This is a genomic window from Nostoc sp. DSM 114161 (assembly GCF_052692665.1).
In genome coordinates this window covers 3,317,697-3,340,331 of sequence record NZ_CP195141.1, presented here as the reverse complement: position 1 = coordinate 3,340,331, position 22,635 = coordinate 3,317,697, and the positions used below count along the sequence as shown (strand labels likewise).

General features: G+C 42.7%; 21 protein-coding genes. 7 read left to right on the top strand and 14 right to left on the bottom strand.

Annotated elements, in window-relative coordinates; genetic code table 11:
- Positions 1-14: 14 nt before the first annotated feature.
- The 6 genes from NSTC745_RS14685 to NSTC745_RS14660 form a co-directional block, all read right to left on the bottom strand.
- Positions 15-809, bottom strand: a complete 795-nt coding sequence (locus NSTC745_RS14685) for a BMC domain-containing protein (RefSeq protein WP_445637789.1) — start codon at positions 807-809, stop codon at positions 15-17.
- Positions 810-865: 56 nt separating this feature from the next.
- Positions 866-1,609: a transferase gene (locus NSTC745_RS14680; RefSeq protein WP_445637788.1), complete on the bottom strand. Its 744-nt coding sequence runs from the start codon at positions 1,607-1,609 to the stop codon at positions 866-868.
- A gap of 174 nt (positions 1,610-1,783) precedes the next feature.
- Positions 1,784-3,469, bottom strand: coding sequence for a ribulose bisphosphate carboxylase small subunit (locus tag NSTC745_RS14675; RefSeq protein WP_445637787.1), 1,686 nt, complete (start codon positions 3,467-3,469; stop codon positions 1,784-1,786).
- A gap of 133 nt (positions 3,470-3,602) precedes the next feature.
- Positions 3,603-3,905, bottom strand: coding sequence for a EutN/CcmL family microcompartment protein (locus tag NSTC745_RS14670; RefSeq protein ID WP_096540825.1), 303 nt, complete (start codon positions 3,903-3,905; stop codon positions 3,603-3,605).
- Positions 3,906-3,911: 6 nt separating this feature from the next.
- Positions 3,912-4,256 (bottom strand): carbon dioxide-concentrating mechanism protein CcmK, encoded by a 345-nt coding sequence (locus tag NSTC745_RS14665; RefSeq protein WP_010995041.1) that lies wholly within the window; start codon positions 4,254-4,256, stop codon positions 3,912-3,914.
- Between the two features lie 95 nt (positions 4,257-4,351).
- A complete protein-coding gene (locus NSTC745_RS14660; RefSeq protein ID WP_015209255.1) occupies positions 4,352-4,660 on the bottom strand; it encodes a carbon dioxide-concentrating mechanism protein CcmK in 309 nt (102 codons plus the stop codon).
- Positions 4,661-5,320: 660 nt separating this feature from the next.
- Here NSTC745_RS14660 and NSTC745_RS14655 point away from each other — a divergent pair.
- The 3 genes from NSTC745_RS14655 to NSTC745_RS14645 all read left to right on the top strand — a co-directional run bounded on the left by NSTC745_RS14655 (position 5,321) and on the right by NSTC745_RS14645 (position 9,986).
- Positions 5,321-7,177, top strand: coding sequence for an NAD(P)H-quinone oxidoreductase subunit F (locus NSTC745_RS14655; RefSeq protein ID WP_445637786.1), 1,857 nt, complete (start codon positions 5,321-5,323; stop codon positions 7,175-7,177).
- Positions 7,178-7,265: 88 nt separating this feature from the next.
- Positions 7,266-8,768: an NADH-quinone oxidoreductase subunit M gene (locus tag NSTC745_RS14650; protein ID WP_445637785.1), complete on the top strand. Its 1,503-nt coding sequence runs from the start codon at positions 7,266-7,268 to the stop codon at positions 8,766-8,768.
- A gap of 87 nt (positions 8,769-8,855) precedes the next feature.
- On the top strand, positions 8,856-9,986 hold the full coding sequence (locus NSTC745_RS14645; protein WP_445637784.1) for a CO2 hydration protein: 1,131 nt from the start codon (positions 8,856-8,858) through the stop codon (positions 9,984-9,986).
- A 17-nt stretch (positions 9,987-10,003) separates the two neighbouring features.
- On the opposite strand, the gene NSTC745_RS14640 is transcribed toward NSTC745_RS14645, so the two are convergent.
- Complete coding sequence (locus NSTC745_RS14640) at positions 10,004-10,723, bottom strand: Uma2 family endonuclease (RefSeq protein ID WP_445637783.1); 720 nt, start codon at positions 10,721-10,723, stop codon at positions 10,004-10,006.
- A gap of 166 nt (positions 10,724-10,889) precedes the next feature.
- Here NSTC745_RS14640 and NSTC745_RS14635 point away from each other — a divergent pair, with 166 nt between their 5' ends.
- Positions 10,890-11,924: a serine/threonine protein kinase gene (locus tag NSTC745_RS14635; RefSeq protein ID WP_445637782.1), complete on the top strand. Its 1,035-nt coding sequence runs from the start codon at positions 10,890-10,892 to the stop codon at positions 11,922-11,924.
- A 133-nt stretch (positions 11,925-12,057) separates the two neighbouring features.
- Positions 12,058-13,377, top strand: a complete 1,320-nt coding sequence (locus NSTC745_RS14630; protein WP_445637781.1) for a serine/threonine protein kinase — start codon at positions 12,058-12,060, stop codon at positions 13,375-13,377.
- Between the two features lie 174 nt (positions 13,378-13,551).
- Here NSTC745_RS14630 and NSTC745_RS14625 read toward each other — a convergent pair whose 3' ends face one another.
- The 4 genes from NSTC745_RS14625 to NSTC745_RS14610 form a co-directional block, all read right to left on the bottom strand.
- On the bottom strand, positions 13,552-13,947 hold the full coding sequence (locus NSTC745_RS14625; protein WP_445637780.1) for a helix-turn-helix domain-containing protein: 396 nt from the start codon (positions 13,945-13,947) through the stop codon (positions 13,552-13,554).
- Positions 13,931-14,230: a type II toxin-antitoxin system HigB family toxin gene (locus tag NSTC745_RS14620; RefSeq protein ID WP_445637779.1), complete on the bottom strand. Its 300-nt coding sequence runs from the start codon at positions 14,228-14,230 to the stop codon at positions 13,931-13,933. Before NSTC745_RS14620 ends, NSTC745_RS14625 begins: the two co-directional genes overlap by 17 nt.
- A 129-nt stretch (positions 14,231-14,359) precedes the next feature.
- On the bottom strand, positions 14,360-14,722 hold the full coding sequence (locus NSTC745_RS14615; RefSeq protein WP_445637778.1) for a hypothetical protein: 363 nt from the start codon (positions 14,720-14,722) through the stop codon (positions 14,360-14,362).
- A 637-nt stretch (positions 14,723-15,359) separates the two neighbouring features.
- Positions 15,360-15,548 (bottom strand): hypothetical protein, encoded by a 189-nt coding sequence (locus tag NSTC745_RS14610; protein WP_445637777.1) that lies wholly within the window; start codon positions 15,546-15,548, stop codon positions 15,360-15,362.
- A 123-nt stretch (positions 15,549-15,671) separates the two neighbouring features.
- On the opposite strand from NSTC745_RS14610, the gene NSTC745_RS14605 reads away from it, so the two are divergent.
- Positions 15,672-16,049: a hypothetical protein gene (locus NSTC745_RS14605; protein WP_445637776.1), complete on the top strand. Its 378-nt coding sequence runs from the start codon at positions 15,672-15,674 to the stop codon at positions 16,047-16,049.
- A gap of 75 nt (positions 16,050-16,124) precedes the next feature.
- Here NSTC745_RS14605 and NSTC745_RS14600 read toward each other — a convergent pair whose 3' ends face one another.
- The 3 genes from NSTC745_RS14600 to petH all read right to left on the bottom strand — a co-directional run bounded on the left by NSTC745_RS14600 (position 16,125) and on the right by petH (position 19,912).
- Positions 16,125-16,814: a Uma2 family endonuclease gene (locus tag NSTC745_RS14600; protein ID WP_445637775.1), complete on the bottom strand. Its 690-nt coding sequence runs from the start codon at positions 16,812-16,814 to the stop codon at positions 16,125-16,127.
- Between the two features lie 205 nt (positions 16,815-17,019).
- Positions 17,020-18,366: a homoserine dehydrogenase gene (locus tag NSTC745_RS14595; RefSeq protein WP_445638607.1), complete on the bottom strand. Its 1,347-nt coding sequence runs from the start codon at positions 18,364-18,366 to the stop codon at positions 17,020-17,022.
- A 298-nt stretch (positions 18,367-18,664) separates the two neighbouring features.
- Positions 18,665-19,912, bottom strand: coding sequence for a ferredoxin--NADP reductase (gene petH, locus NSTC745_RS14590; protein WP_445637774.1), 1,248 nt, complete (start codon positions 19,910-19,912; stop codon positions 18,665-18,667).
- 1,581 nt (positions 19,913-21,493) lie between these two features.
- Here petH and NSTC745_RS14585 point away from each other — a divergent pair.
- Positions 21,494-22,498, top strand: a complete 1,005-nt coding sequence (locus NSTC745_RS14585) for a phosphoribulokinase (protein WP_096540839.1) — start codon at positions 21,494-21,496, stop codon at positions 22,496-22,498.
- Positions 22,499-22,635 lie beyond the last annotated feature (137 nt).

Genomic DNA, 22,635 nt, shown 5'->3' with positions numbered 1-22,635 from the left:
CAATTCATCATTCATCATTCATCATTCCATATCTCTTCTGCAACTTTTGTTGGTAGCTTAGTTAAATCTGGTAATCTTAACACTTCGATTTCGGCGACTTGCTCTTTCTCTTTAATATTCACTGGCAAGTTTAACGGCTGGCTTTGTTCTATCCAGCAGCTTGCTAGTGGCAAGGTTTGTTCCATTTCATCCAGCGGTCGAGGAATCACCATCACTGCATTTAACTCCCCAATGCGCTCTGCTTCAAACATCCCTGCTTCCACTGCTACAGCAACATTAGCTACTGAACCACGAATAATCGCCGTACACAAACCCGCACCAATTTTCTCATAGGCTGCCAAATGGACATCAGCAGCTTTGAGCATGGCGTCACAGGCGCCCACCATCGCCGGAAATCCTCGCGTTTCTACCAAACCAATTGCTTGATTGCTCAAACGGCTATGAGCGCCTTCTTCCATCAATTTAGTGAAACGGGCTGTGATGGGAAGCACTATATCTAAGTTGGGATAAGGTCGGGGAATCACCAAGCTAGAAACCAACTGACCGAATTGTTCGGCAGTTTGCACGCCTGATTCTACAGCAAGACGCACATCAGCAATCCCACCCCGGACGATCGCGGTACAATGACCGCTACCAATCTTTTCATAACCAACGAGGTGGACTCCAGCAGATTTGAGCATCATATCCGCTGTCCCAACTATGGCGGGGAAGCTGAGGGTAGAAACTAAGCCCAAGGCAGTATCCTTAAGGTCGTCAAACTGACCCGATGAATGCATGGTACTCATAGACCGTTGATTATATGTTTCCATGTGAATTTTCCAAGATACGGAAAAAGCTGACAACTTACAATTAACACTTACTCGAACTAATCGTCAGAGTTTGGGTTGCTCAAGGATTGTCTATGGGGAAACAAAGTGGTCAACAGTCTGTTTATGCTGCCTTGCCCATAAATTTGAGTCCCGAAGCTATTGGGGGATTCTGTAGCTGGTTCGCTGGGTTCTTCTGGGACGGCTGGTTCTAAATTAGGTTCAGCCTCATTAACAGGCTCAGATGCTGGAGGAGACTGGCTTTCACCAGTGTTGGAAGATTTAAAGAAAGAAAGCGATCGCCCTTTCAACTCTACAAAAGCCGAAGCCGAGAAGTTAGTTGAGGAAATTACTTTTTCTTCACCTGTCCCTAAGCCATTATTGCTTTCTTGGCTGCTTGTAGAAGTTGGGTTCTCTGGGGAGGGATTGAGTTGTTTTGTTTCGCTAATTTGCCGACTGGTGTCTCCCAAAATCGATCCAGGTGGAATCACTTGTCCGGGTTCAACCGAACAATTGAAAACTGTTGTCGCCGAACCAATGCAAGCATTTGCTCCAATTTTTCCCTTGCCAACCATCAAAAAACCGGCTCCCAGGTTTGCGCCTGCTTCTACCTCCAGGGTTCCTTCATGGACTTGGAGAATCGATCCCATACCAATACAGACCCCAGGGCCAATAACGATTTTGCTATTTGCAGCCGCTTGGAGTATTACCCCAGGTGCGAGTACCGCGCTTGGATGAACAGTCACCTCACCACTAATGTAAGAATCAAAGTTATTGCTGAGGCGCAGTGGCGGCACAGACATGGAAATTTTAACCTCGGAAGGCAGAAGAAATGGGAGAGTTAGGAGTTAGGAGTCAAGAGTGAGGAGTTAGTTAAAAGCGAGGAGTTATAAATTTTCAGTTTAGAGTGATAAATTAACAATCTTTTTCAACTCCGAACTCCCAACTCCGGACTCCGAACTCCGAACTCCTAACTTCTACGGACGTTGAATTATCGTTTCTAGTACTCGACGCTTAGCTTTGGGGTCAATGCCAATTAAGCGTACATATTCTCCTTGGTATTCGCCAAGGAGTCCTTCTACAGTTGCGATCGCTTCTCTTTCTGAGGAGGCTTGAATTTGGCCTGTACTCGTCCAAGAACCTGTACGGAAGCGTCTTTGGTCTACGTGTTCGACGCTAATTTTATATCCCCCAGCCAACAATTGTCTTAGCTGGTCTACTACTTCAGAATTTAAACGAGTGCTGGTAGCTGTTGTGGTTTTGGAAGACCCGCTACTGCTGCTAGAAAATGATGATGACGATTTCTGACTACCACTACCAGAGGAAGCTGCTTGACCGTTGGGACGTTGAATAATACTTTCTAACACCCGCCGCTTGGCTTTGGTGTCAATGCCAATTAGACGCACATATTCGCCTTCATGGTTGTCTATACACTCTTCTACGGCTGAAATCACTGCATTTGCCGAGGTTGCTTCAATTGGCTTGCAGCTACTCCAAGAACCAGTACGGAAGCGGCGCTCATCTACGTGTTCGGTGCCAATTTTATAACCGCCAGCCAATAGTTGCCGGATTTGATCTACAGTTTCATTACTAATTTTGCCGCTGCCAGAGCCGTTGCCATTACTATGGTGATTGCTGCTGTAATTGCTGCTGTAGCTGCCATTGCTAGAACTAGCAGGAGCTTTAAAGGTGGTAGCTGGTTTGGCTTCGCCATCGGGACGTTGGATGATGGTTTCTAATACCCGGCGTCTACCTTTATCAATGCCGAATAGGCGCACGTATTCGCCGCTGTGGTCTCTCAGACAGCTTTCCAAAGAAGCGATCGCTTCATTTAAAGATCTCGGTTCGATTGGCTGGCAGCTAGTCCAAGAACCCGTGCGGAACCGTCTTTGGTCTACATGCTCCGTGCCAATTTTATATCCTTGCTGTAATAAATAGCGCAACTGCTCTATTGTTTGGGCACCCAAGCTATTACTCGCCACGTCATTACTCCTTTCCAACTCTAAAACAGTAATACCATTACCTGTATAAGATTTAGCAATTTCATCCCGAATCGGCGCAATACATTTTATATCCTCAGCACAGAGATAACCAGCTCGTAGTGCCTGATTAATCCCAACCACATGATGAGCGAATTCCTTATCCCGATCTTGTACGTCTGGCAAGCGGTCAGCTTGCTGTTGGGTGGTAATTATTGCTCCTGAAGGTATATACTTTCCTGCGGGAATTTCTACGTCTTGAATCAAAGCGTGCATCATCACGATGCAACCTGCACCTACTCTGGCATTAAACACTGTGGAGCGAAAGCCAATGAAGGAATTGTCTCCAACATAAGCTGGCCCATGAATTAGAGCCATGTGGGTAATGCAAGCATTTTTGCCTATCCACACCGAGTATTTGTCTTGGTCGTCGCCAACTACTCGACCTTGCTCTAACCCATGAATCACAACGCCATCTTGGATATTAGTGTTTTCGCCAAGATAAAAAGGTGTGCCTTCATCCGCTCTAATCGTAGTCCCCGGAGCAACGATTACATTTGCACCTATACGTACATCTCCAATCAAATTGGAAAATTTGTGTACAAAGGCAGTTTCATGGATGTCGGGTTCGGCTAAATTCCTTGACCACGGGGTTGGGGGTGCCGCCGTGCTGCGGACTACCATTGCGAGATTCCTCCTCTGTTGTCATTTGTCATTTGTCTTTTGTCATTTGTCAGTTGTCGTTTGTCCTTTGTCTTTTGTCAGTTGCCGTTTGTTATTCACTAATGACTAATGACCAATGACCAATGACTAATGACTATCTATATTGATCTTTTTTGCTGTAAATTAGGCGATCTGCAACGTGAATAGTGTCTATAATCGCCACCACTGCTGCATCTAACGGACGCTTTTCATTGCCATCAATTTGACGAGCGGCACTGCCACGAGTGACAAGTACCCACTCATCTACTCCTGCTCCTACAGTATCTGCTGCTACTTCATACTGTGGCAAGATATTTCCGTCTTCATCCACTAATTGTAATAACAGTAGTTTTACACCTCTAAGACTTGGGTCTTTTTGGGTGCTAACTACTGTGCCGCGAACTTTGGCAACTTGCATTACAAATTACGGTCTTCTACCAAAAGGACGAATCGCATTCACATTTTCCCGGAATTGCTCTACGTCTTCTGTATAACGAATTGGAAGGACGTATTCTAAGTTTTCGTGGGGACGAGCAATGATATGGGTAGACAGTACTTGTCCGCCGTTGACTCGCTTGACAGATTCAACTCCTGCGGCCACAGAAGCTTGAACTTCCGATACGTCTCCGCGCACAATTACTGTTACGCGACCACTACCAATTTTTTCGTAACCCACTAGAGTTACGCGAGCTGCTTTCACCATCGCATCAGCAGCTTCCACTACTGCTGGAAAGCCCAGCGTTTCAACCATTCCTACTGCGATCGACATTAGTTTTAATCCCTATTTAAAGTTTTAGCCCTGGACACACTTAGATATGCTCAAAAAAGCGAGAAAAATGCTAATTACTTTGTGTTAAACACCTTTTAGGTACGGAACTGTTCCACAGCCTCTGTGTAACGTATCGGCAAGACATACTCTAGGTTTTCGTGAGGACGAGCGATAATATGTGTGGATAAAACTTCACCACCATTAACTCTTCTCGCCGCTTCCACGCCAGCAGCCACGGAGGCTTGAACTTCCGATACATCTCCCCTAACTATCACGGTGACGCGAGCGCTACCAATTTTCTCGTATCCTACTAAAGTGACACGGGCTGCTTTCACCATCGCATCCGCAGCTTCCACGACTGCTGGAAAGCCCTTCGTTTCAATCATTCCAACTGCAATTGGCATCGCAGAACTCCTACAAAATTAATCCGATCGGTACTGTTATTTGAAATTTTTGACGGGGAGAGCTTGATCTTAAGAGCTAAGAAAACACTTCCAAATTAAGCATAGGAAAGCTTGGCGTCCCTGGCAATATAAATCACTATAATAGTTTATGATAAAAAAGTTTTAAAAAACTTAACAAAAATTTATCTGTCTCCACAAGCAATTAAAGTTCACTGATTCCTAGAGCAGCCACTTATGCTTTATAATTTTTTTATCACATTTACAAAACAAGATTCATAGCCAAGGCTAATCTGATGTGTGAAGGAAATAGCAGTGGCTGTATCTTATGCTATCTCTATATTTCCCCAATTTTTGCTACATCTACAATGACTAGGTAAAAAACATATAATTTTTTCAAATATATCGTATAAATTACTCTGGTCAAAGTAGAAATACAAATCTAAAAACTAAGGATGGTGTTAAGGGAAGCAAATACTTTTGCTTATATGAAGTTATATGTTAGGAAAGTTTAATAAGGTAAAATTAAGGAAAAATACTCCGAAGTTTTATTTGAAACAATATTAAACAAACATAGGAGTTTTGGCAAATCAATTTTATAAAATTCAATATTTTTCTGAAAGCTTTTTTAAAATTCAGGTCAAGTCGTCAAGGGAAATTTAAATGAGTCAATTTTTATTTTTAACGAGTTGGTTTGTGCCTTTATATAGCTTATTTGGTGCAATTTTGACCTTGCCTTGGGGGTTGGGAATAATTCGGCGCACAGGGCCAAGACCCGCGGCATACTTCAACTTGTTGACGACCCTTTTGGCTTTTGTCCATAGCTTGTTTGTATTTAAAGATATTTGGGATAAAGAACCAGTAAATTTGTTGGTTAGCTGGTTCAAAGCTGCGGATTTAGACTTATCCTTTGCCTTGGAACTCTCACCAGTGAGTATTGGGGCAACAGTTTTAATTACAGGCATAAGCTTACTGGCACAAGTTTATGCCTTGGGTTACATGGAAAAAGACTGGTCGTTAGCACGTTTTTTTGCGCTGCTGGGATTTTTTGAAGCAGCACTTAGCGGTCTAGCAATCAGCGATTCTTTGTTTTTGAGCTATGCTCTTTTGGAAGTCCTGACACTTTCGACTTATTTGCTCGTGGGATTCTGGTACGCTCAACCGTTAGTAGTGACCGCTGCGCGAGATGCGTTTTTAACTAAACGGGTGGGAGACTTGTTACTGCTGATGGCTGTAGTCACGCTTTCCACCTTGGCTGGGAGTTTGAACTTTTCCGATTTATATGAGTGGGCGCAAACAGCTAATTTAAGTCCAGTCACATCAACATTATTAGGGCTGGCGTTAATTGCCGGGCCTGCGGGTAAATGCGCCCAGTTTCCACTGCACCTGTGGTTAGATGAGGCAATGGAAGGGCCAAACCCCGCCTCAGTAATGCGAAATTCCTTGGTAGTAGCTGGTGGTGCTTATTTACTATTTAAACTGCAACCATTGTTAGCCCTGTCACCAGTTGCCCTGAATGCTTTAGTCATTATGGGTACGGTGACGGCAATTGGCGCAACATTAGTATCCATAGCTCAAATCGACATTAAGCGAGCCTTATCTCATTCAACCAGTGCATACATGGGGTTAGCGTTTTTGGCAGTAGGCTTGCAGCAAGGTGGTGTCGCCTTGATGTTGCTCTTAACCCATGCGATCGCTAAAGCATTATTATTTATGAGTTCTGGTTCGGTAATCTTAACTACCCAAAGCCAAGACTTGACAGAAATGGGCGGTTTATGGTCGAGGATGCCTGCTACCACTACTGCTTTCGTAGTTGGTTCCGCAGGAATGGTTACGCTTCTACCGCTGGGAAGTTTTTGGGCAATGTTAGCGTGGGCTGACGGTTTTGTGACTATTAGCCCTTGGGTGATTGGAGTTTTATTGGTAGTCAATGGTTTGACAGCATTGAACTTGACCAGAGTATTTCGATTAGTCTTTTGGGGTAAACCCCAACCGAAGACCCGCCGGACTCCAGAAGTTGGTTGGTCGATGGCATTGCCAATGGTAACTTTAACAATATTGACCTTGCTTGTTCCTTTGATGCTACAGCAATGGTATCTGCTACCCGATTGGGAAAGTATCAATTGGTATGTAGCATTAGCCTTATTTGCTTCTACTGGAATAGGAGTAGGTGTAGGTTCTACAATTTATCTCCACAAAGCTTGGTCGAGATCGAGAATTTTGGCATGGAGATTTCTCCAAGATTTGTTGGGTTATGACTTTTACATCGATCAAGTTTATCGAACAACCGTCGTGAGTGCAGTAGCACTGCTATCGAAGATTTCTGCTTGGAGCGATCGCTATTTGGTTGACGGTATAGTGAATTTAGTTGGGTTTGTCACAATTTTCGGCGGCCAAAGTTTGAAGTACAGCATTTCCGGACAATCCCAAGGTTATATGTTGACCATCCTAGCAGTCGTCAGCATCTTGGGCTTTTTCATCAGCTGGTCATTGGGTTTATTAGACAAATTGCCTTTTTAGCAGTGGTGAGTACAGACGCGATAAATCGCGTCTGTACAAGAGTTATTCTCCTTCATCCCCTCATCCCCCATCCCTTTACCTGAAGTCTATGCTTAGTGCTTTAATTCTAGTGCCTTTGATTGGCGCAGCTTTAATTGGTTTTTGGCCCTCTGGCATTAGTGGCAAACTCGCCCGTGGGGTAGCTTTGGTATTTGCAATTGTCGCTTTCTTGTTGACAGTTGTATTAACAATTCAGTTCCGTCCTGGGGAAGTGGGTCAACAATTTGCCGAGTCTGTTCCTTGGATTGATGTCTTAGGCTTGAACTATAACCTGGGAGTAGATGGTTTATCTTTGCTATTGCTGCTTTTGAATGGACTGTTGACTTCCATTGCCATCTACAGTAGCGATGAATCCCTTGCGCGACCGAAATTGTACTACTCTTTGATACTACTGTTAAGCGTTGGCGTAACAGGAGCTTTCTTAGCACAGGATTTACTGCTATTTTTCCTGTTTTACGAATTGGAGTTGATTCCCCTGTATCTGCTGATAGCTATTTGGGGCGGTGCAAGACGGGGTTATGCTGCAACAAAATTTCTGATTTATACTGCCGTTTCGGGAATCCTAATTTTAGCAAGTTTCTTAGGAATGGTTTGGCTGAGTGGTTCGTCTAGCTTTGCACTAGCAACCTTGAACCCCAAGACTCTACCTTTAGCAACACAAATTTTACTGCTAGTGGGTATTTTGGTAGGTTTTGGAATTAAAATTCCCTTAGTTCCCTTCCATACTTGGTTGCCAGATGCTCACGTTGAAGCTTCCACACCGATTTCCGTGCTGTTGGCTGGTGTACTGTTGAAGTTGGGAACTTACGGCTTACTGCGATTTGGTATGAACTTGTTACCACAAGCTTGGAGTTATGTTGCTCCTTGGTTAGCAATTTGGGCAGCAGTAAGTGTATTGTATGGTTCATCCTGTGCGATCGCCCAAACAGATATGAAAAAAATGGTGGCGTACAGTTCCATTGGACACATGGGCTACGTCCTGATAGCAGCAGCTGCGGCTACACCTTTAAGTGTTTTGGGTGCTGTCATGCAAATGATTAGCCACGGCTTGATTTCGGCAATGATGTTTTTACTGGTAGGCGTTGTATATAAAAAAGCCGGCAGCCGCGATTTAGAAATCATCAGAGGACTGCTGAACCCAGAACGCGGTATGCCAGTAATCGGTAGCTTGATGATTGTCGGAGTGATGGCCAGCGCAGGTATACCTGGAATGTTAGGGTTTATTTCCGAATTCATCATTTATCGGGGTAGTTTTGCAGTTTTCCCAGTACAAACTCTGCTGTGCATGATTGGTACAGGGTTAACAGCAGTTTACTTCCTGTTACTTATGAACCGCGCCTTTTTTGGCCGCTTGTCTGCACCTGTTGTTAACTTACCACGCGTGTATTGGAGCGATCGGATGCCAGCTGCAATTTTAGCTTTGCTAATTGTGATTTTTGGCATCCAACCGGGTTGGTTAGCACGCTGGACTGAACCAACAATTACAGCAATGATCGATACCCAAAACGTAGTAGTAGTCTCTTTGGATAAGAGAATAGGTAGTGGGGAGTAGGGACTAGAGACTGGTGAATAGTATTCCAAATAATACCCAGTACCCAATCCTCAATTCCCAATCCCTATAATTTATGGAGAACTAGCAATGGTAACTATTAGAAATAAATCCAGCAACGAACCTTTACCTGAGTTTATTGAACGCTTGCAAACAGGAGGAGCATTACTCAGCGATACTCCACAAAATGTTGTGGAAGTAGTTGGTATTCTCAAAAGCTATGGCGTAGTTTTAGATGCCTATTCAATAAATCTGATTTACATTGCCGAGCATCAATTTTTAGTATTTTTCCCATTTTTTAAATACTTTAATGGAGAAATATCTTTTCAGAAATTACTGCGTCACTGGTGGCACGATCGCATTAATTTTGAATATGCCGAGTATTGCATGAAATCCATGATGTGGCACGGCGGCGGCGGCTTAGATGAATATTTAGATACAAAAGAATTTCAAGAAAGAGCGCAAGCTGTAATTACAGCTAAATTTAAAAATAATCCAATAATTTTAGGCATCAATCAACTGTTTCCAGATTTTTTAACCGAACAGTTACGCGTTTCTGCTTACTACAGTGGTTTAGGTCAATTTTGGCGAGTCATGGCTGACATTTTTTTGAGCTTATCTGACCTTTACGACAAAGGCAAAATCAAATCGATTCCCCAAGTTGTAGACCACATTAAAGCCGGGTTAGTGGAAAGTGCAGCCAAGCCAATTACCTACAGCGTCAAAATAAAGGGAAAACTCTATGACATCATTCCCAAAGACGTTGGTTTAACCTTCTTAGCAGACACAGCAATACCTTATGTAGAGGCTGTTTTCTTTAGAGGAACACCTTTCCACGGTACTGTTTCATATAACGCTCAAGCTTATCAAATCTCACCAGATCAAAGTCGATTCCAATATGGCGCATTGTACGCCGATCCTTTACCCATCGGCGGCGCAGGTATTCCTCCCACCTTGTTGATGCAAGATATGCGTCATTATTTGCCAGAATACTTGCATGAAATTTATCGTGGCAGCCTCCGGGGTGAAGATGATTTGCGAGTGCAAATTTGTATGACTTTCCAAAAATCGATGTTTTGCGTGACCACAGCCGCGATTTTAGGACTGGCGCCTTATCCTATAGATACTAAAGATCCATCCGAGGAAAAAGCGAATCGAGTTTATTTCGCAAAGTGGATGAGTCGCTTAGAAACTTCCCAGTTGCTAGAGGTCAATAAATAGTTGACTTTTAGTCAAAATCATGCATCTGGCTCAATGCCTAGAGAGCGCAATTGAGCAATTAGAATCTCATTTCGTTGGCGTTCTTGTTCTGCTCTTTCATCCCCAGTCAACAACAAATTACCTTGCAAATCCCACCAACGTAACCACGGCAATTCCATATTTTGGTAAACTCCATGCCAGATACCTAGCTCAACGCCTAAAGGATGTATGAGATAATGTCCCCGTTCGTTTGTTGGTAATGGCTGATACTTGCCCTCAATTAAGTGATACACTTCTACGCTGGCTTTATCCACTTCATAAATGCCATAAAACGGAGGACGAATTACTTGCTCATAAATCCAAAATTTGCCTTTCCAAGGTGTTTGATCTCGCTCTTCACTCCCATCACCAGAGACAAATTCTAAGGCAATTAATGGGGCAATAAATTCTCGCCATATTACATAAGACCTGCGGATTTGTCCATCAAGTAAGGGCGGGACATTGGCGACATAGAACCAGTCTGGTGCGACTGCACCTTTTTCTGGGGGGTCAGTCATCCGCCAGTAGATGCCACAATCTTGACCAATACAATATTGCCCATCAGGGTGAAGTTTTTGTAATATCGGTTGAATCGAGTCGGTAATGAGAATGCTTTGGGGATGTTCCTGGAAGTTTTTTACAAATGTGCCATCGGACTCTGGTAGCTGCGTGTGGTCTGGGAAAGGGGTGAGGTCAGTGGCATTGATGGCAGAGGTCATAAAGTTACCTTTGCACTAGCTAAAGGTTGTTTTTAGTTTAGCAATAGAGAGAAAAAAGCGTAGGCGTAGCCCGTCGTAGACATCGCACCAGTTGTTCCAAGCTAGGCTCAAGTTATTAAGGCTCTGTTGTGTGAGAATTAATCTAAGCATTTTGGGAGTTGCAAAGATGGCTTGGGTAGCTGGCGATCGCTTGCAAGGTGGAAAATACACTATTGAGAGAGAGTTGGGAAGAGGACGCTTTGGCATCACCTATTTGGTAAGTAATAGGAATGGCGATCGCTTTGTCATTAAAACCTTAAATGATGACTTGCTAAATTCCCTTAGTCAATTGGAGCGCGAACGGCTAAAGACAATGTTTTTGCGGGAGGCTTTAAAGCTTCAAAAGTGTAAGCATAAGTATATTGTGGAGGTCTTAGACTCCTTTGAGGAAGCAAACTGTTTGTGTTTGGTAATGGAGTATGTAAATGAAGTGAGTTTGGCTGACCTGCGTCCACCAACACTTTCAGAACCAGATGCACTACGTTACATTCAACAAATTGGAGAAGCACTGATAGTTGTACATGAAAATGAACTGATTCATCGGGATGTGCATCCAGGAAATATATTGTTGCGGAATCGAGAGGGACAGCTAGAAGCGGTGCTAATCGATTTTGGTTTAGCTTTAGACTTTGACCATATTTTAACCACAAGCCGAACTAAGGAAACTTCTGATGGATTTACGCCCCCTGAACTTTACGCTAGAGGTACTATAACTCGTGCGTATAGCGATATTTATTCACTAGCAGCTACTCTGTATAAACTTCTGACAGGAAGAACACCTGTTGATGCAGTAAAGCGCAAAGTGGACGGCGAGCATTTAGTATCTCCAAAAGAATGGAATCCTCAGATTAGCGAAGGCACTAACCGTGCAATTTTAAAAGGTATGCAGCTAGATGCTAAACAGCGTCCTCAATCAATGCGGGAATGGCTTGATTTATTGGGATTAACTGCGGAAACTCCTCAGCCTGTGCCAACTGTATCCTCGAATACTAACTCGAACTGGGATAAAAAAATTCAGTTTTGGACTGTGGTGATAGCTGCGATCGGAGTTTTTATAGCCTTACTTGCAGCCATACCTTCTTGGATTCCTTTTATCAAACCTTCTCCGTCTTCCAGTCCACCATCACTGTCGCCCAGTCCCTCATCTAGCAAAACACCGTAGATTTAGGTAAACTTTCATCAGGGTGTTGATATTAAAGTAATAATTTTGACTCATACCCAATTATCTAAAGAGATTGTTTTATATATTGTTGAGCGTGCCTTAATTACGAATTACGAATTATTTAGAGGTATTCATGCCTTGGATAGCAGGACAACAATTGCAAGGTGGCAAATATGTAATTGATAAAGTCCTGGGGCAGGGGGGATTCGGGATTACTTATAAGGCTTTGCATGTTGACCTAAACCAGACAGTTGTCATCAAGACACCCAATGAATATCTCAGCCATGACCCAGAATATGAAAGGTATATAGAGAGATTTATCCAAGAAGGCCGCACGCTGGCACGCTTGTCTCAAGACCCACATCCTCACATTGTGGGAGTAATTGACCTGTTTAAAGAAGGTGCAACCCACTGTTTGGTGATGGATTTTGTCCCAGGAGAAAATTTATTTGAGATATTGAGACGCAGGGGAGCTTTACCAGAAGCAGAGATTATACCCTGTATCCGCCAGATCGGGGAAGCTTTGATGGTGGTACATCAAGCAGGTCTAGTACACAGAGATGCTCACCCCGGTAACATCATGCTGCGGAGTAATGGCAAAGCGGTTTTGATTGACTTTGGTATTGCTAAGGAACTTTTGCCTAAAACTTTGAGTTCAACAGGCAATGCGGGTAATCATGGGTTTGCACCCTATGAGCAGATGAGTGGGGGGAGTCGAGAGCCAACTGTTGATGTTTATTGTTTGGCAGCTACACTTTATTATGCAGTGACAGGTCAAAACCCCACAACTTCTTTGGCTCGTAAGCTTCATGATGTTCCTCTAACTCCACCCAAACAAATTATTTCAGGCATTAGTGAGCGATTAAATCAAGCAATTCTCAAGGGTATGGCGCTGGAGGCAAAAGACCGTCCCCAATCAATGCAGGCATGGTTGAATATGCTAGAAGCACCAAAAGCAACGCCTCCACCATCTGTTGCTCCAGTCCATAAAAAAGAAGTTGTTCGTTCCAAAGCCAAGCTATTAGAGCCAATTCCAAGTAAACCAAGTACTAAATCATCTAGAATTATTCCCTGGGGCTGGTTGATTGGTGTATTGTTAAGCTACCTATTGATAGGCTACTTGTTAGCAGCGTCTAACGCTCCGTACATAATTTGGGCTGTGGCTTGGGCTGTGGCTGTGGTTTGGGCTGTGGCTGTGGCTGGGGCTGGGGCTGGGGCTGGGGCTGGGGCTTGGGCTGTACCTTGGGCTGTACCTTGGGCTGTGGCTGTGGCTGGGGCTGGGGCTTGGGCTGTGGCTGTGGCTGTGGCTGGAGCTGTGGCTTGGGCTGGGGCTGGAGATAAATTACTAGAATCTTTTAGCAAATTTTATACTTTTTTAATTTTAGCTAGCACTTCTAGTCTAGGCTTGGGTTTGGGATGGTTAACACATAGAATTTTTAATACAGGTTCATAGCTTACTTAAGCTCTAGAAGCCAAATGACAAAAGATTTTGTAGCTGTTGTATCGGGTGGAAAAGCAATGTCCAAATAAAAAGCCGCGTCTACGCACCTTTGACCTGATACCAAAATATTAAATTTCCGGCTCAATACCAAGTGCTAGTTTTAAAAGCGTTGTTATGAAACATAAGCTAAATAAATAAACTGATATCTACATTAAAATAATTTGCCAACGCTTCTGCTTGAGTTTTACTAATGGTACCGCCATTAACAATTTGCAAGGCAATTTCCAATGAACCAATTACCTCAGCTAATGCTTCGGTTGTAGTATCGCGTGCGTCCATTAGATGCACTAACATCGAATTGGGTGTACCTTGGAGAATTGGGTAATGGATTTCTTCAAACTGCTCAATTAAAGTCACCAACAGTTGCAACAGCATTTCTTCTTCTGGTGTACGATTGGGACGATGTTCTAAGGTTAATGCGAGTGCGATCGCTTCTTCATTTTCTGCATCCGTAGTAATGATTTTTGGCTGATACTCGGCTAGCAATTTACCATAAGATTCTGAATTAAAAGTACGGGTCATTTTTCCATTTATCCTTATCATATTCAGCGTGAGTCAGGACATATTTAATATAGATTCTTTGAGTTTCGTAAATAATATCAGCAATCAAACGGTAATTGTTTCCTTTAATATTAAACACAGTGAAATTACCAACTGCTTCTGCTTTTGGATAAATAGCCTGAACTTCAAGCAGATTTTTCCATTCAGCTTTAGTTGCTACCCTATACCAATCATAAAGTGCTTCCCTTGCATCTGTATGTGCCTCACAAAATTCTCGTAGAATTCTGCGACTAATAACGTGCATTTAAATTTACTCTGATTACAATTCTTAAATTTTCTCTCAAATTCAGGCTTTTATAAAGCTGCCACGTAACCAAGAATCTCCCGATTGTAAATCGGGAGAGTGTCAAAAAACCTAAATGTATTGTCTCTATCAAGCAACAACCTCTTGCTTAGGCTTCCGCGCCGGACGCTTGCGATCGCTGCGACGAACGCCCCCTGCCATTTTGTACTCATCGCTATTCTTGCCATACTTTGCAGCTACGCTGACTAACACATGTTCTGTTAATTCCATCAGCGACTTTTCGGCTAATTCAAAGGCTCCCTGAGTTAGATCCACCGTGGATAGGGTGGAGTTATGAGCTTCCAACTTGTCCTGTGTGTTTTTGATGGCGGCGGCAAAGGTGTCAATAGTGACTCCATTACCTAAATCTAAGGTGGGACTAATCGATTTCAAAGCGGCAATCCGACGTTGTGCTTTATCAAGTACTTTAGACCCACGTTTTGGACGTGACATAAATAACTTTCCTTTTGTTAATCGTGCATTAGGATAAGAACTGGCTTCTATCCTTGTCTTTACACCATTAGGATAAACAAAATTGTAGCGATCAGCACCCGCAATATTCAGTATTATATAAAATATTTAATACGAGCTATATTCTATGATTGCGTAAATTTGCTGGGGGTATCCAAATTCAATAAACGACTACCCGAATTCAACAAACGACTACCCAAATTCAACAAACGATCGCCCAAATTCAACAAACGATCGCCCAAATTCAACAAACGCTCGCCCGAATTCAATAAACGCTCGCCCGAATTCAATAAACGACTGCCCGAATTCAATAAACGACTGCCCGAATTCAATAAACGACTGCCCGAATTCAATAAATGACTGCCCGAATTCAATAAATGACTGCCCGAATTCAACAAACGACTGCCCGAATTCAATAAACGATCGCCCTGATTCCTCATGCTTAATCTATGTAAAAATACATAATAAATTGTATTTATAATTATAAGTATGCAACTTATTGTACAGATATCAGAAAGGCGATCGCCCTCATGCAAGAGTCTGCGTAGGCGTAGCCCGTCGTAGACATCGCCTTCTTTTAACCCCAAAATCGGAGTCAAATATTATCATGGCACAATGATTAAGTTTTCTTTTTCTTGTCTAGCGCTTCCTGAATAGCATCTCTACAGAATTGTGCAGGGTCTTCTTGTGCTTTCACCTCTTCCTTCATCCGTTCTGATACCCGAAAGCTGAGATTTGCTATCAACGGTTCTTCTCTGTCAGTTTTAATAGGCTCAAAATTTTGTGGATTACCCTTAGGGTTAGGCATTGTTGAGAGATGTAAATAAGGCTTGATACTTATGCGTGCAAAACAATAGAGTTTTAAATCGGTAGGTACGTAAGCCTGGAAAACTTGTTACCTACCGATACCACTTTTGAAAATGGTAATTCTATGTTTACACGTTCAGAACTTGAAATCAAAACCATTGCTGAACTACGCTTGCTCTGCCAACGTTATGGATTACAACCGACTGGTAAATCAGTGCAGAAGGTAAGCTATATTACATCATTGATTGCATTTCCAGCGATCGCACTTAACCAGCTACAAGAAGGGAAAGGATTACGAAGATTATCGTTTGGTAGCTTTCAGTGCATCGGCGCGGCACTAGATGAAATGAATTCTCCGACCGCCGAACAAGCAGCATTAATCAAGGCAAGCTTAGAAGGCAAACATCTAAGCGCACCTAGTCGCTGGCAGCAGGAGAAACTGCTTAACCTGTACAAGGCTAAACTGCTGCTAGAGCAAGTTATGGATTTGCTAGCAGACTAATTTTTTTGCTAGCCTCGATAATCCTTGTGTCAGTCCTCTTCTTAGGGGACTTTTTTAGTAGCTATTGCCAAATACTTAAACTTCCGGTTCAATGCCTAGAGAGCGCAATTGTGCAGTCAAGCGATCGGCTCTTTCATCACCAGTCAACAACAGATTACCTTGTAAATCCCACCAACGCAACCAAGGTAATTCCACGTTTTGATAAACTCCTTGCCAAATACCTAACTCAACTCCCAACCGCGTAATCGGATAATGTCCCCGTTCATTTGCTGTTAATAACTGATATTGTCCACCAATTAATTTATAAACTTCTACATTGGCTTTCTTCACTTCATAAATGCCATAAAAAGCTGGATGAATTACTTGCTCATAAATCCAAAATTTTCCCTGCCGCGGAGTTTTGTCTCGTTCTTCACTACCATCACCAGAAACAAATTCTAAGGCAATTAATGGGGCAATAAATTCTCGCCACAATATATAAGACCTCCGCGTTTCTCCATCGAACAAGGGCGGTACATTTCCTACATAAAACCAATCTGGTGTTTCTGCTCCTTTTTCTGGCTGATCTGTCAGGCGCCAGTAAATACCTAAGTTCTGACCGATACAATATTGACCATTAGGATGTAATTGTTTGAGGACAGGTGTAATAGAGTCAGTAAGTAAGATGCTTTGGGGATGCTCTTGCCAAGTAGCATTGGACTTTGGTAGCTGCGTATGGTCGGGGAAAGGAGTCAGGTCTGCGGATGAGTCAGTTGCAAAAGCCATAAAATACCTCGCGCAGGAATGACATCTGTTGTTGATTTTAGCAAGCACAAAGCCAAAGAAAAATTTGAAAAAACTAACTCCTTTAGGCAATTCCAAAAATTAAATTATCCACAAGCATCTCAATTTTTCAAAACACAAAAATGAAATAACTCTCAATAAGCCCTTTGCGTAAACCTCTGCGTGACTTTGCGTTTAAAAATTCAAATCAAAGTACGCGCAGTAAGCTAGGAATGCTTTCTACCGCTTCCAGACTTTCAATTTCTGCCAAAGCTTGCCGAAAGTTCCCTTCCCGCACATCATGGGTAACAACTACAATCTCTGCTAATTCGCCTTGAAACCCAGTTTGAACGATTGACTCCAAGCTAACCCCGTAGTTACCAAAGCAAGTACCCAATTTACCGATAACTCCAGGCTGGTCATTGGTGAGGAAACGAGCATAAAACCGAGTTATCAATTCTGCCATCGGTGCGATTTCGCTGTATTCGTGATGTCCGCAAGCTAATAATGGATTGAGCAAAGGGATTTCCGATTGATGTAATTCGTTAGTGCTGACTCTTTGCGATTTGAAACTAGCAGTTAAATTTAAAATATCCGAGGTTACCGCGCTTGCAGTTGCACCAGCACCAGCACCAGGGCCGAAAAACATTACCTGTCCAATGGGTTCTCCTTCCACAAGAATGGCATTATAAACGCCATTGATGCTAGCCAAAGGATGTGCTTTTGGCACTAAAGTTGGATGAACTCTCACTGACAGAGGAGATAGGGCAAATTTCCCCGCGTCCTCCTCTGGAGGTGTAATTCTATTGGCGATCGCTAATAATTTAATTACAAATCCCAATTTTTCGGCGTAGGCAATATCTGTTTTGCTGACTTGCCGAATTCCCTCAGTATATACATCTTTGAGGTTGATACGTCCACCAAAACCCAAAGATGCCAGGATGGCAATCTTATCAGCTGCATCTAAGCCATCAACATCAGCTGTGGGGTCAGCTTCAGCATAACCCAAGCGTTGGGCATCAGCTAAAACATCGCTGAAGTTGCTGCCTTCTGTTTGCATCCGTGTGAGGATGTAGTTGGTTGTGCCGTTAACTATGCCAGTTACAGCTTGAATGCGGTTAACACTTAAGGACTGCTTTAGAGGTTGAATTACCGGAATTCCACCACCCACAGCGGCTTCTAACATCACGTATACGCCAGCTTGATTGGCTGTAGTGAAAATTTCTGCACCATAGCGGGCGATTACTGCTTTATTGGCAGTGACTACATGTTTGCCATTATTTAAAGCTTTGAGGATTAGCGATCGCGCTGGTTCTAGTCCGCCCATGACTTCAACTATTATATCCACCGCTGGATCGTTGACAATGGCTTCTAAATCTGTGGTTACTACATCCGCAGGCAATTCTACTGCACGGGGTTTATCTAGCGATCGTACTCCCACCCGGTATATTTCTATTTCTTGCAACAACGGGTGACGCCCAGTTTTATCTTGCAACAACTGTACTGTACCCGTCCCGACGGTTCCTAATCCCAGTATTCCTAGTTTCACACCCACAACTTTTGCACCCAATTCTACCAATAAAAATTGTAGGTAGAGCGTTTGCCCTACCTACTGATTATCCTTCTTCGTTTGTCATTTGTGTTTTGTCATTTGTCAGTTGTCCATTGTCATTTGTCTTTTGTCCATTGTCCTCTCTTACAAAGTTCCGATGCCTTCGGCGGGCTGCGCCAACGGAGGTAACCTCCGCTCACACTTTGCGCTTTGTCTTTTGTCAGTTGTCCTTTGTTATTCACTAATGACTAACGACCAATGACTAATGACCAATGACTAATGACCAATGACTAATGACAACTTAGTAAGTTTCTACGTGCCAGCGACCAGCTTTCTTGAGTTGCTTCTGGTAATCACTCCACACGATGTCTTCTTTAGCAGCAGCGGCACTTAAAGCTGCATCAATACCTTCTTCCATACCCCGCAAACCGCAGATGTAGGTGTGGGTTTTTTCATTTTTAATCAATTGCCACAATTCATCAGCATGTTCGGCTACGCGGTCTTGGATGTACATTCTACCGCCTTGGGGATTTTTCTGTTCCCGGCTGATGGCATTAGTGAGGCGGAAGTTATTAGGATATTTTTGTTGGATTTCTTCCAACTCTTCCTTATATAATAAGTTTGGAGTTGTAGGAACGCCGAATATTAACCAAGAGAATCCTTTAAATTGGTATTCTGGGTTAGCTGCTCTTTCCGCATCTTTAAATTGACGCCACAAATAAGCCCGCATCGGTGCAATACCTGTTCCGGTTGCCATCATAATAACGTTGGCTTCGGGGTCATCGGGTAACAGCATTTCTTTACCGACAGGCCCTGTAATTTTCACTTCATCCCCAGGTTTGAGGAAACACAAGTGGGTAGAGCAGACACCGTAGACTGTTTCGCCAGTTTCGGGGTGCTTGTATTCTAACTGGCGGACGCACAGCGATACCGTCTTATCGTCTACATCATCGCCATGACGAGTTGAGGCGATAGAATACAGTCTGAGTTTTTCTGGCTTGCCGTTCTTGTCCAATCCTGGTGGGATAATCCCAATACTTTGACCTTCGATGTACTTCAAATTACTACCAGACAGGTCAAACTTGATGTGTTGAACAATACCAATTCCGCCTTCCTTGACTAACGGCTCGTTAGATATTACCTTGCCAATAAACGGAGCATTGGGACGGTAAGTGTTAACAGGAACGTCACCGTGGTCTTTTTTGGCTTTCGCTTGAGTCATGGTGTTGCCTTTCTTGTCCTTGTTCTTTAGCTGTTCTTCAGCTTTAACTTCAGTCTTACTATTCACAGGTGTGGCTTTACCATTAACTTGCCCTAAAGCAGCTACGGGCTGAATGCTAACAATAGTGCCGCCTAGACGAGTGATACGTCGCATTTCTTGATTCATGCGGTTGTAAGGCACTCTGATGAACACACTGCCACTTTTACGAATCGGGTAGTTCGTTTGATCGGTTTCTTCGCTCTGACGCAGACCTACCACTTCATAGAGGAAGACGCGGCTACCTAATTGTGTGTTGGCAGCACCCTCAACAGCACCTCGATTGTTCATTCGTTCTACCACTCCGATATTTACTTAACCGTTTTTCAAAAAAAAACTATTCCCCACCTTGCCAGCTTTAGTTTACCGGATTTTCGTTTCACAAAACTGGCTTTCTAGAAAAACGGCATCATTTAGCGATGCCTTGCTAAGTACACTCACCGAAGACATGCAGGCATAGTAAAAAACACACCTGTTCACCTTCTAAGGTAAAGGATAAGTCTTTTGGAGAATGTTAATAATGAATCAATTTAATCTTTTCTTCGTTAACTACCACCGATACTTTTTTGCTAACTTTTGTCTACAAATAATAATACTGCACGAAACAAGGCGTATCAATCGATGCACTTAATAGCATCTTATCCTTGGCCTTACTTGGCCAAATCTACTACTCTCATTAAATATTCTTAGCTATATTTATTACTTGCTCATGTCTAACTACATGACTAGTACAACTTGAGCTAGGAACATAATGGCACAGAGAACTGCGATTTAAGCAACTATAATCAGTTTTACTTGATGTGAAAAATCTGTCAACCTCTATCAGTAGCTTGCTATTACAATTTGTAATTTTACTTTTGGCTCTCAAATAAGAATCGAATTACTGCTAATCCCTCAGTTTTCTGAGGAAAAGCATCTCCTTACTGCATCTTTCGTAATTTCCTCGCTATTGGTAAATTTACTTGCTGTTTTATCTATCATTTGACTAGCTTGAAAATAGGGTTAGGGAATGGGTAGAGAGGTAATCAACCCTTGTTTGTACGGAGTAGGGAAAATAAATTTTCATTGCTTGTTGTGAGTGCAACTAATGAAGTCTCTTGCAATGTTGAATAGAACAAGCTTGTGGTAGCAGTATTTTCACTCAGTGGTTAAAGGCGATCGCGGTACGTATCTGGTTAAATTTTAAGCCCCTAAGAGCATTTAACGCAGCACATCTTTTAGTGTTGGCTGTTGAGTGTTAACAATTCACACTTAACCATCAGCGGTCAACGAATTCAAAGTGTAATAGCTTACTATTTTTCTCAATGGAATCATTGAATGTTGATAAGACTCAGACGCCTATTAATTTACACCCAAGAATTTTACTAATGCAACTTAGGGAGTCATTCGTTGGATAGATTTTAGTCTTAAATATCTTGAGCCTTTAGGCGCGATAAAATTTCAGAACGTCAAAAACTTTGCCAAAGAAATCAATTATACCATTACAACTCCATCGCATAAAGTCACAACTAGCAGACAACACAGCATTGCAACACTTAGGGGTATTCTCGATCCCTCTTAGAAAATTAACAGATCGATCGTCAAAATGATTAGGAAACCACACTAATTCTTGTTGATATCAAATATTGTATGGGATACACCCTTCTGTTAAAATCAAATATACCACTAGGATTAAATACTTACCGGCACTTAAGATTCAGGCTAGTCCGATGAGTAGCAACTTATGAGTTTTGAGTTTGTTGTCTACTTATTGATGTCTTATAGCAGTGCTGGGTAGCAAGAACGCAGGATAAACCAAAGCGGTAAACTCCTGGCTTCAGAATCTGCTGTGTGAAAAATTATTGACACAACTTTAGTATTTAGAGGAGATTTATGACAACTAAGCCGGAACGCGTGGTACTGATTGGAGTAGCCGGAGACTCTGGTTGCGGTAAATCTACGTTTTTGCGTCGTTTGATAGATTTATTTGGTGAAGATTTAATGACAGTCATCTGTTTGGATGACTATCACTCCTTAGATCGCAAACAGCGCAAAGAAACAGGAATAACTGCGCTAGACCCCAGGGCGAACAATTTTGACCTGATGTATGAGCAAATTAAAGCGCTCAAAAACGGTCAAGCGATTGATAAGCCGATTTATAACCACGAAACTGGCTTAATCGATCCGCCAGAGCGGGTAGAGCCAAATCATATCATAGTGGTTGAAGGGCTACATCCTTTATATGATGAACGGGTGCGATCGCTAATCGACTTTAGCGTTTATTTCGACATCAGTGATGAAGTCAAAATTGCCTGGAAAATCCAGCGGGATATGGCTGAACGCGGTCATCGCTACGAAGATGTCCTAGCACAAATCAATTCCCGCAAACCTGACTTTGAAAAGTTCATCGAACCACAAAGAGAATTTGCCGATGTAGTTCTTCAGGTATTACCCACAAACTTGATCAAAAACGACACCGAGCGTCGAGTCTTACGGGTACGTATGCTCCAGCGAGAAGGAAAAGAAGGCTTTGAGCCAACCTACCTATTTGATGAAGGATCGACAATTAACTGGACTCCCTGCGGACGCAAACTCACCTGTTCTTACCCTGGTATGCAGCTGTACTACGGTTCAGATGTCTACTACGGTCGCTACGTCTCAGTATTAGAAGTAGATGGTCAATTTGACAACCTCGAAGAAGTCATTTACATCGAAACCCATCTCAGCAATACATCAACCAAATATCAAGGTGAGTTGACTCACTTATTACTCCAGCACCGTGAATATCCAGGTTCCAACAATGGAACTGGTTTATTCCAAGTGCTTACAGGTTTAAAAATGCGTGCAGCTTACGAACAGTTGACAGCTAAAGAAGCAAAGTTAGCAATTCAAGTTTAAAGCAGCAGGTTTGTGTCAAAGCTTGCAGGGGCACTTTTCGGAATGCCCCTCTTTTTTTGTATTCTTCAAAACTTTTTACGTAGAAAATAATTAGCTTATATTGTATCTTCCTTACTTGTAGTTAGTAGTTTTAATCG

What these genes read in the sequence shown, in the direction of transcription:
- NSTC745_RS14685 (WP_445637789.1), bottom strand. Translation starts at nt 809, where the DNA reads ATGGAAACATATAATCAACGGTCTATGAGTACCATGCATTCATCGGGT.
- NSTC745_RS14680 (WP_445637788.1), bottom strand. Translation starts at nt 1,609, where the DNA reads ATGTCTGTGCCGCCACTGCGCCTCAGCAATAACTTTGATTCTTACATT.
- NSTC745_RS14675 (WP_445637787.1), bottom strand. Translation starts at nt 3,469, where the DNA reads ATGGTAGTCCGCAGCACGGCGGCACCCCCAACCCCGTGGTCAAGGAAT.
- NSTC745_RS14670 (WP_096540825.1), bottom strand. Translation starts at nt 3,905, where the DNA reads ATGCAAGTTGCCAAAGTTCGCGGCACAGTAGTTAGCACCCAAAAAGAC.
- NSTC745_RS14665 (WP_010995041.1), bottom strand. Translation starts at nt 4,256, where the DNA reads ATGTCGATCGCAGTAGGAATGGTTGAAACGCTGGGCTTTCCAGCAGTA.
- NSTC745_RS14660 (WP_015209255.1), bottom strand. Translation starts at nt 4,660, where the DNA reads ATGCCAATTGCAGTTGGAATGATTGAAACGAAGGGCTTTCCAGCAGTC.
- NSTC745_RS14655 (WP_445637786.1), top strand. Translation starts at nt 5,321, where the DNA reads ATGAGTCAATTTTTATTTTTAACGAGTTGGTTTGTGCCTTTATATAGC.
- NSTC745_RS14650 (WP_445637785.1), top strand. Translation starts at nt 7,266, where the DNA reads ATGCTTAGTGCTTTAATTCTAGTGCCTTTGATTGGCGCAGCTTTAATT.
- NSTC745_RS14645 (WP_445637784.1), top strand. Translation starts at nt 8,856, where the DNA reads ATGGTAACTATTAGAAATAAATCCAGCAACGAACCTTTACCTGAGTTT.
- NSTC745_RS14640 (WP_445637783.1), bottom strand. Translation starts at nt 10,723, where the DNA reads ATGACCTCTGCCATCAATGCCACTGACCTCACCCCTTTCCCAGACCAC.
- NSTC745_RS14635 (WP_445637782.1), top strand. Translation starts at nt 10,890, where the DNA reads ATGGCTTGGGTAGCTGGCGATCGCTTGCAAGGTGGAAAATACACTATT.
- NSTC745_RS14630 (WP_445637781.1), top strand. Translation starts at nt 12,058, where the DNA reads ATGCCTTGGATAGCAGGACAACAATTGCAAGGTGGCAAATATGTAATT.
- NSTC745_RS14625 (WP_445637780.1), bottom strand. Translation starts at nt 13,947, where the DNA reads ATGACCCGTACTTTTAATTCAGAATCTTATGGTAAATTGCTAGCCGAG.
- NSTC745_RS14620 (WP_445637779.1), bottom strand. Translation starts at nt 14,230, where the DNA reads ATGCACGTTATTAGTCGCAGAATTCTACGAGAATTTTGTGAGGCACAT.
- NSTC745_RS14615 (WP_445637778.1), bottom strand. Translation starts at nt 14,722, where the DNA reads ATGTCACGTCCAAAACGTGGGTCTAAAGTACTTGATAAAGCACAACGT.
- NSTC745_RS14610 (WP_445637777.1), bottom strand. Translation starts at nt 15,548, where the DNA reads ATGCCTAACCCTAAGGGTAATCCACAAAATTTTGAGCCTATTAAAACT.
- NSTC745_RS14605 (WP_445637776.1), top strand. Translation starts at nt 15,672, where the DNA reads ATGTTTACACGTTCAGAACTTGAAATCAAAACCATTGCTGAACTACGC.
- NSTC745_RS14600 (WP_445637775.1), bottom strand. Translation starts at nt 16,814, where the DNA reads ATGGCTTTTGCAACTGACTCATCCGCAGACCTGACTCCTTTCCCCGAC.
- petH (WP_445637774.1), bottom strand. Translation starts at nt 19,912, where the DNA reads ATGAACAATCGAGGTGCTGTTGAGGGTGCTGCCAACACACAATTAGGT.
- NSTC745_RS14585 (WP_096540839.1), top strand. Translation starts at nt 21,494, where the DNA reads ATGACAACTAAGCCGGAACGCGTGGTACTGATTGGAGTAGCCGGAGAC.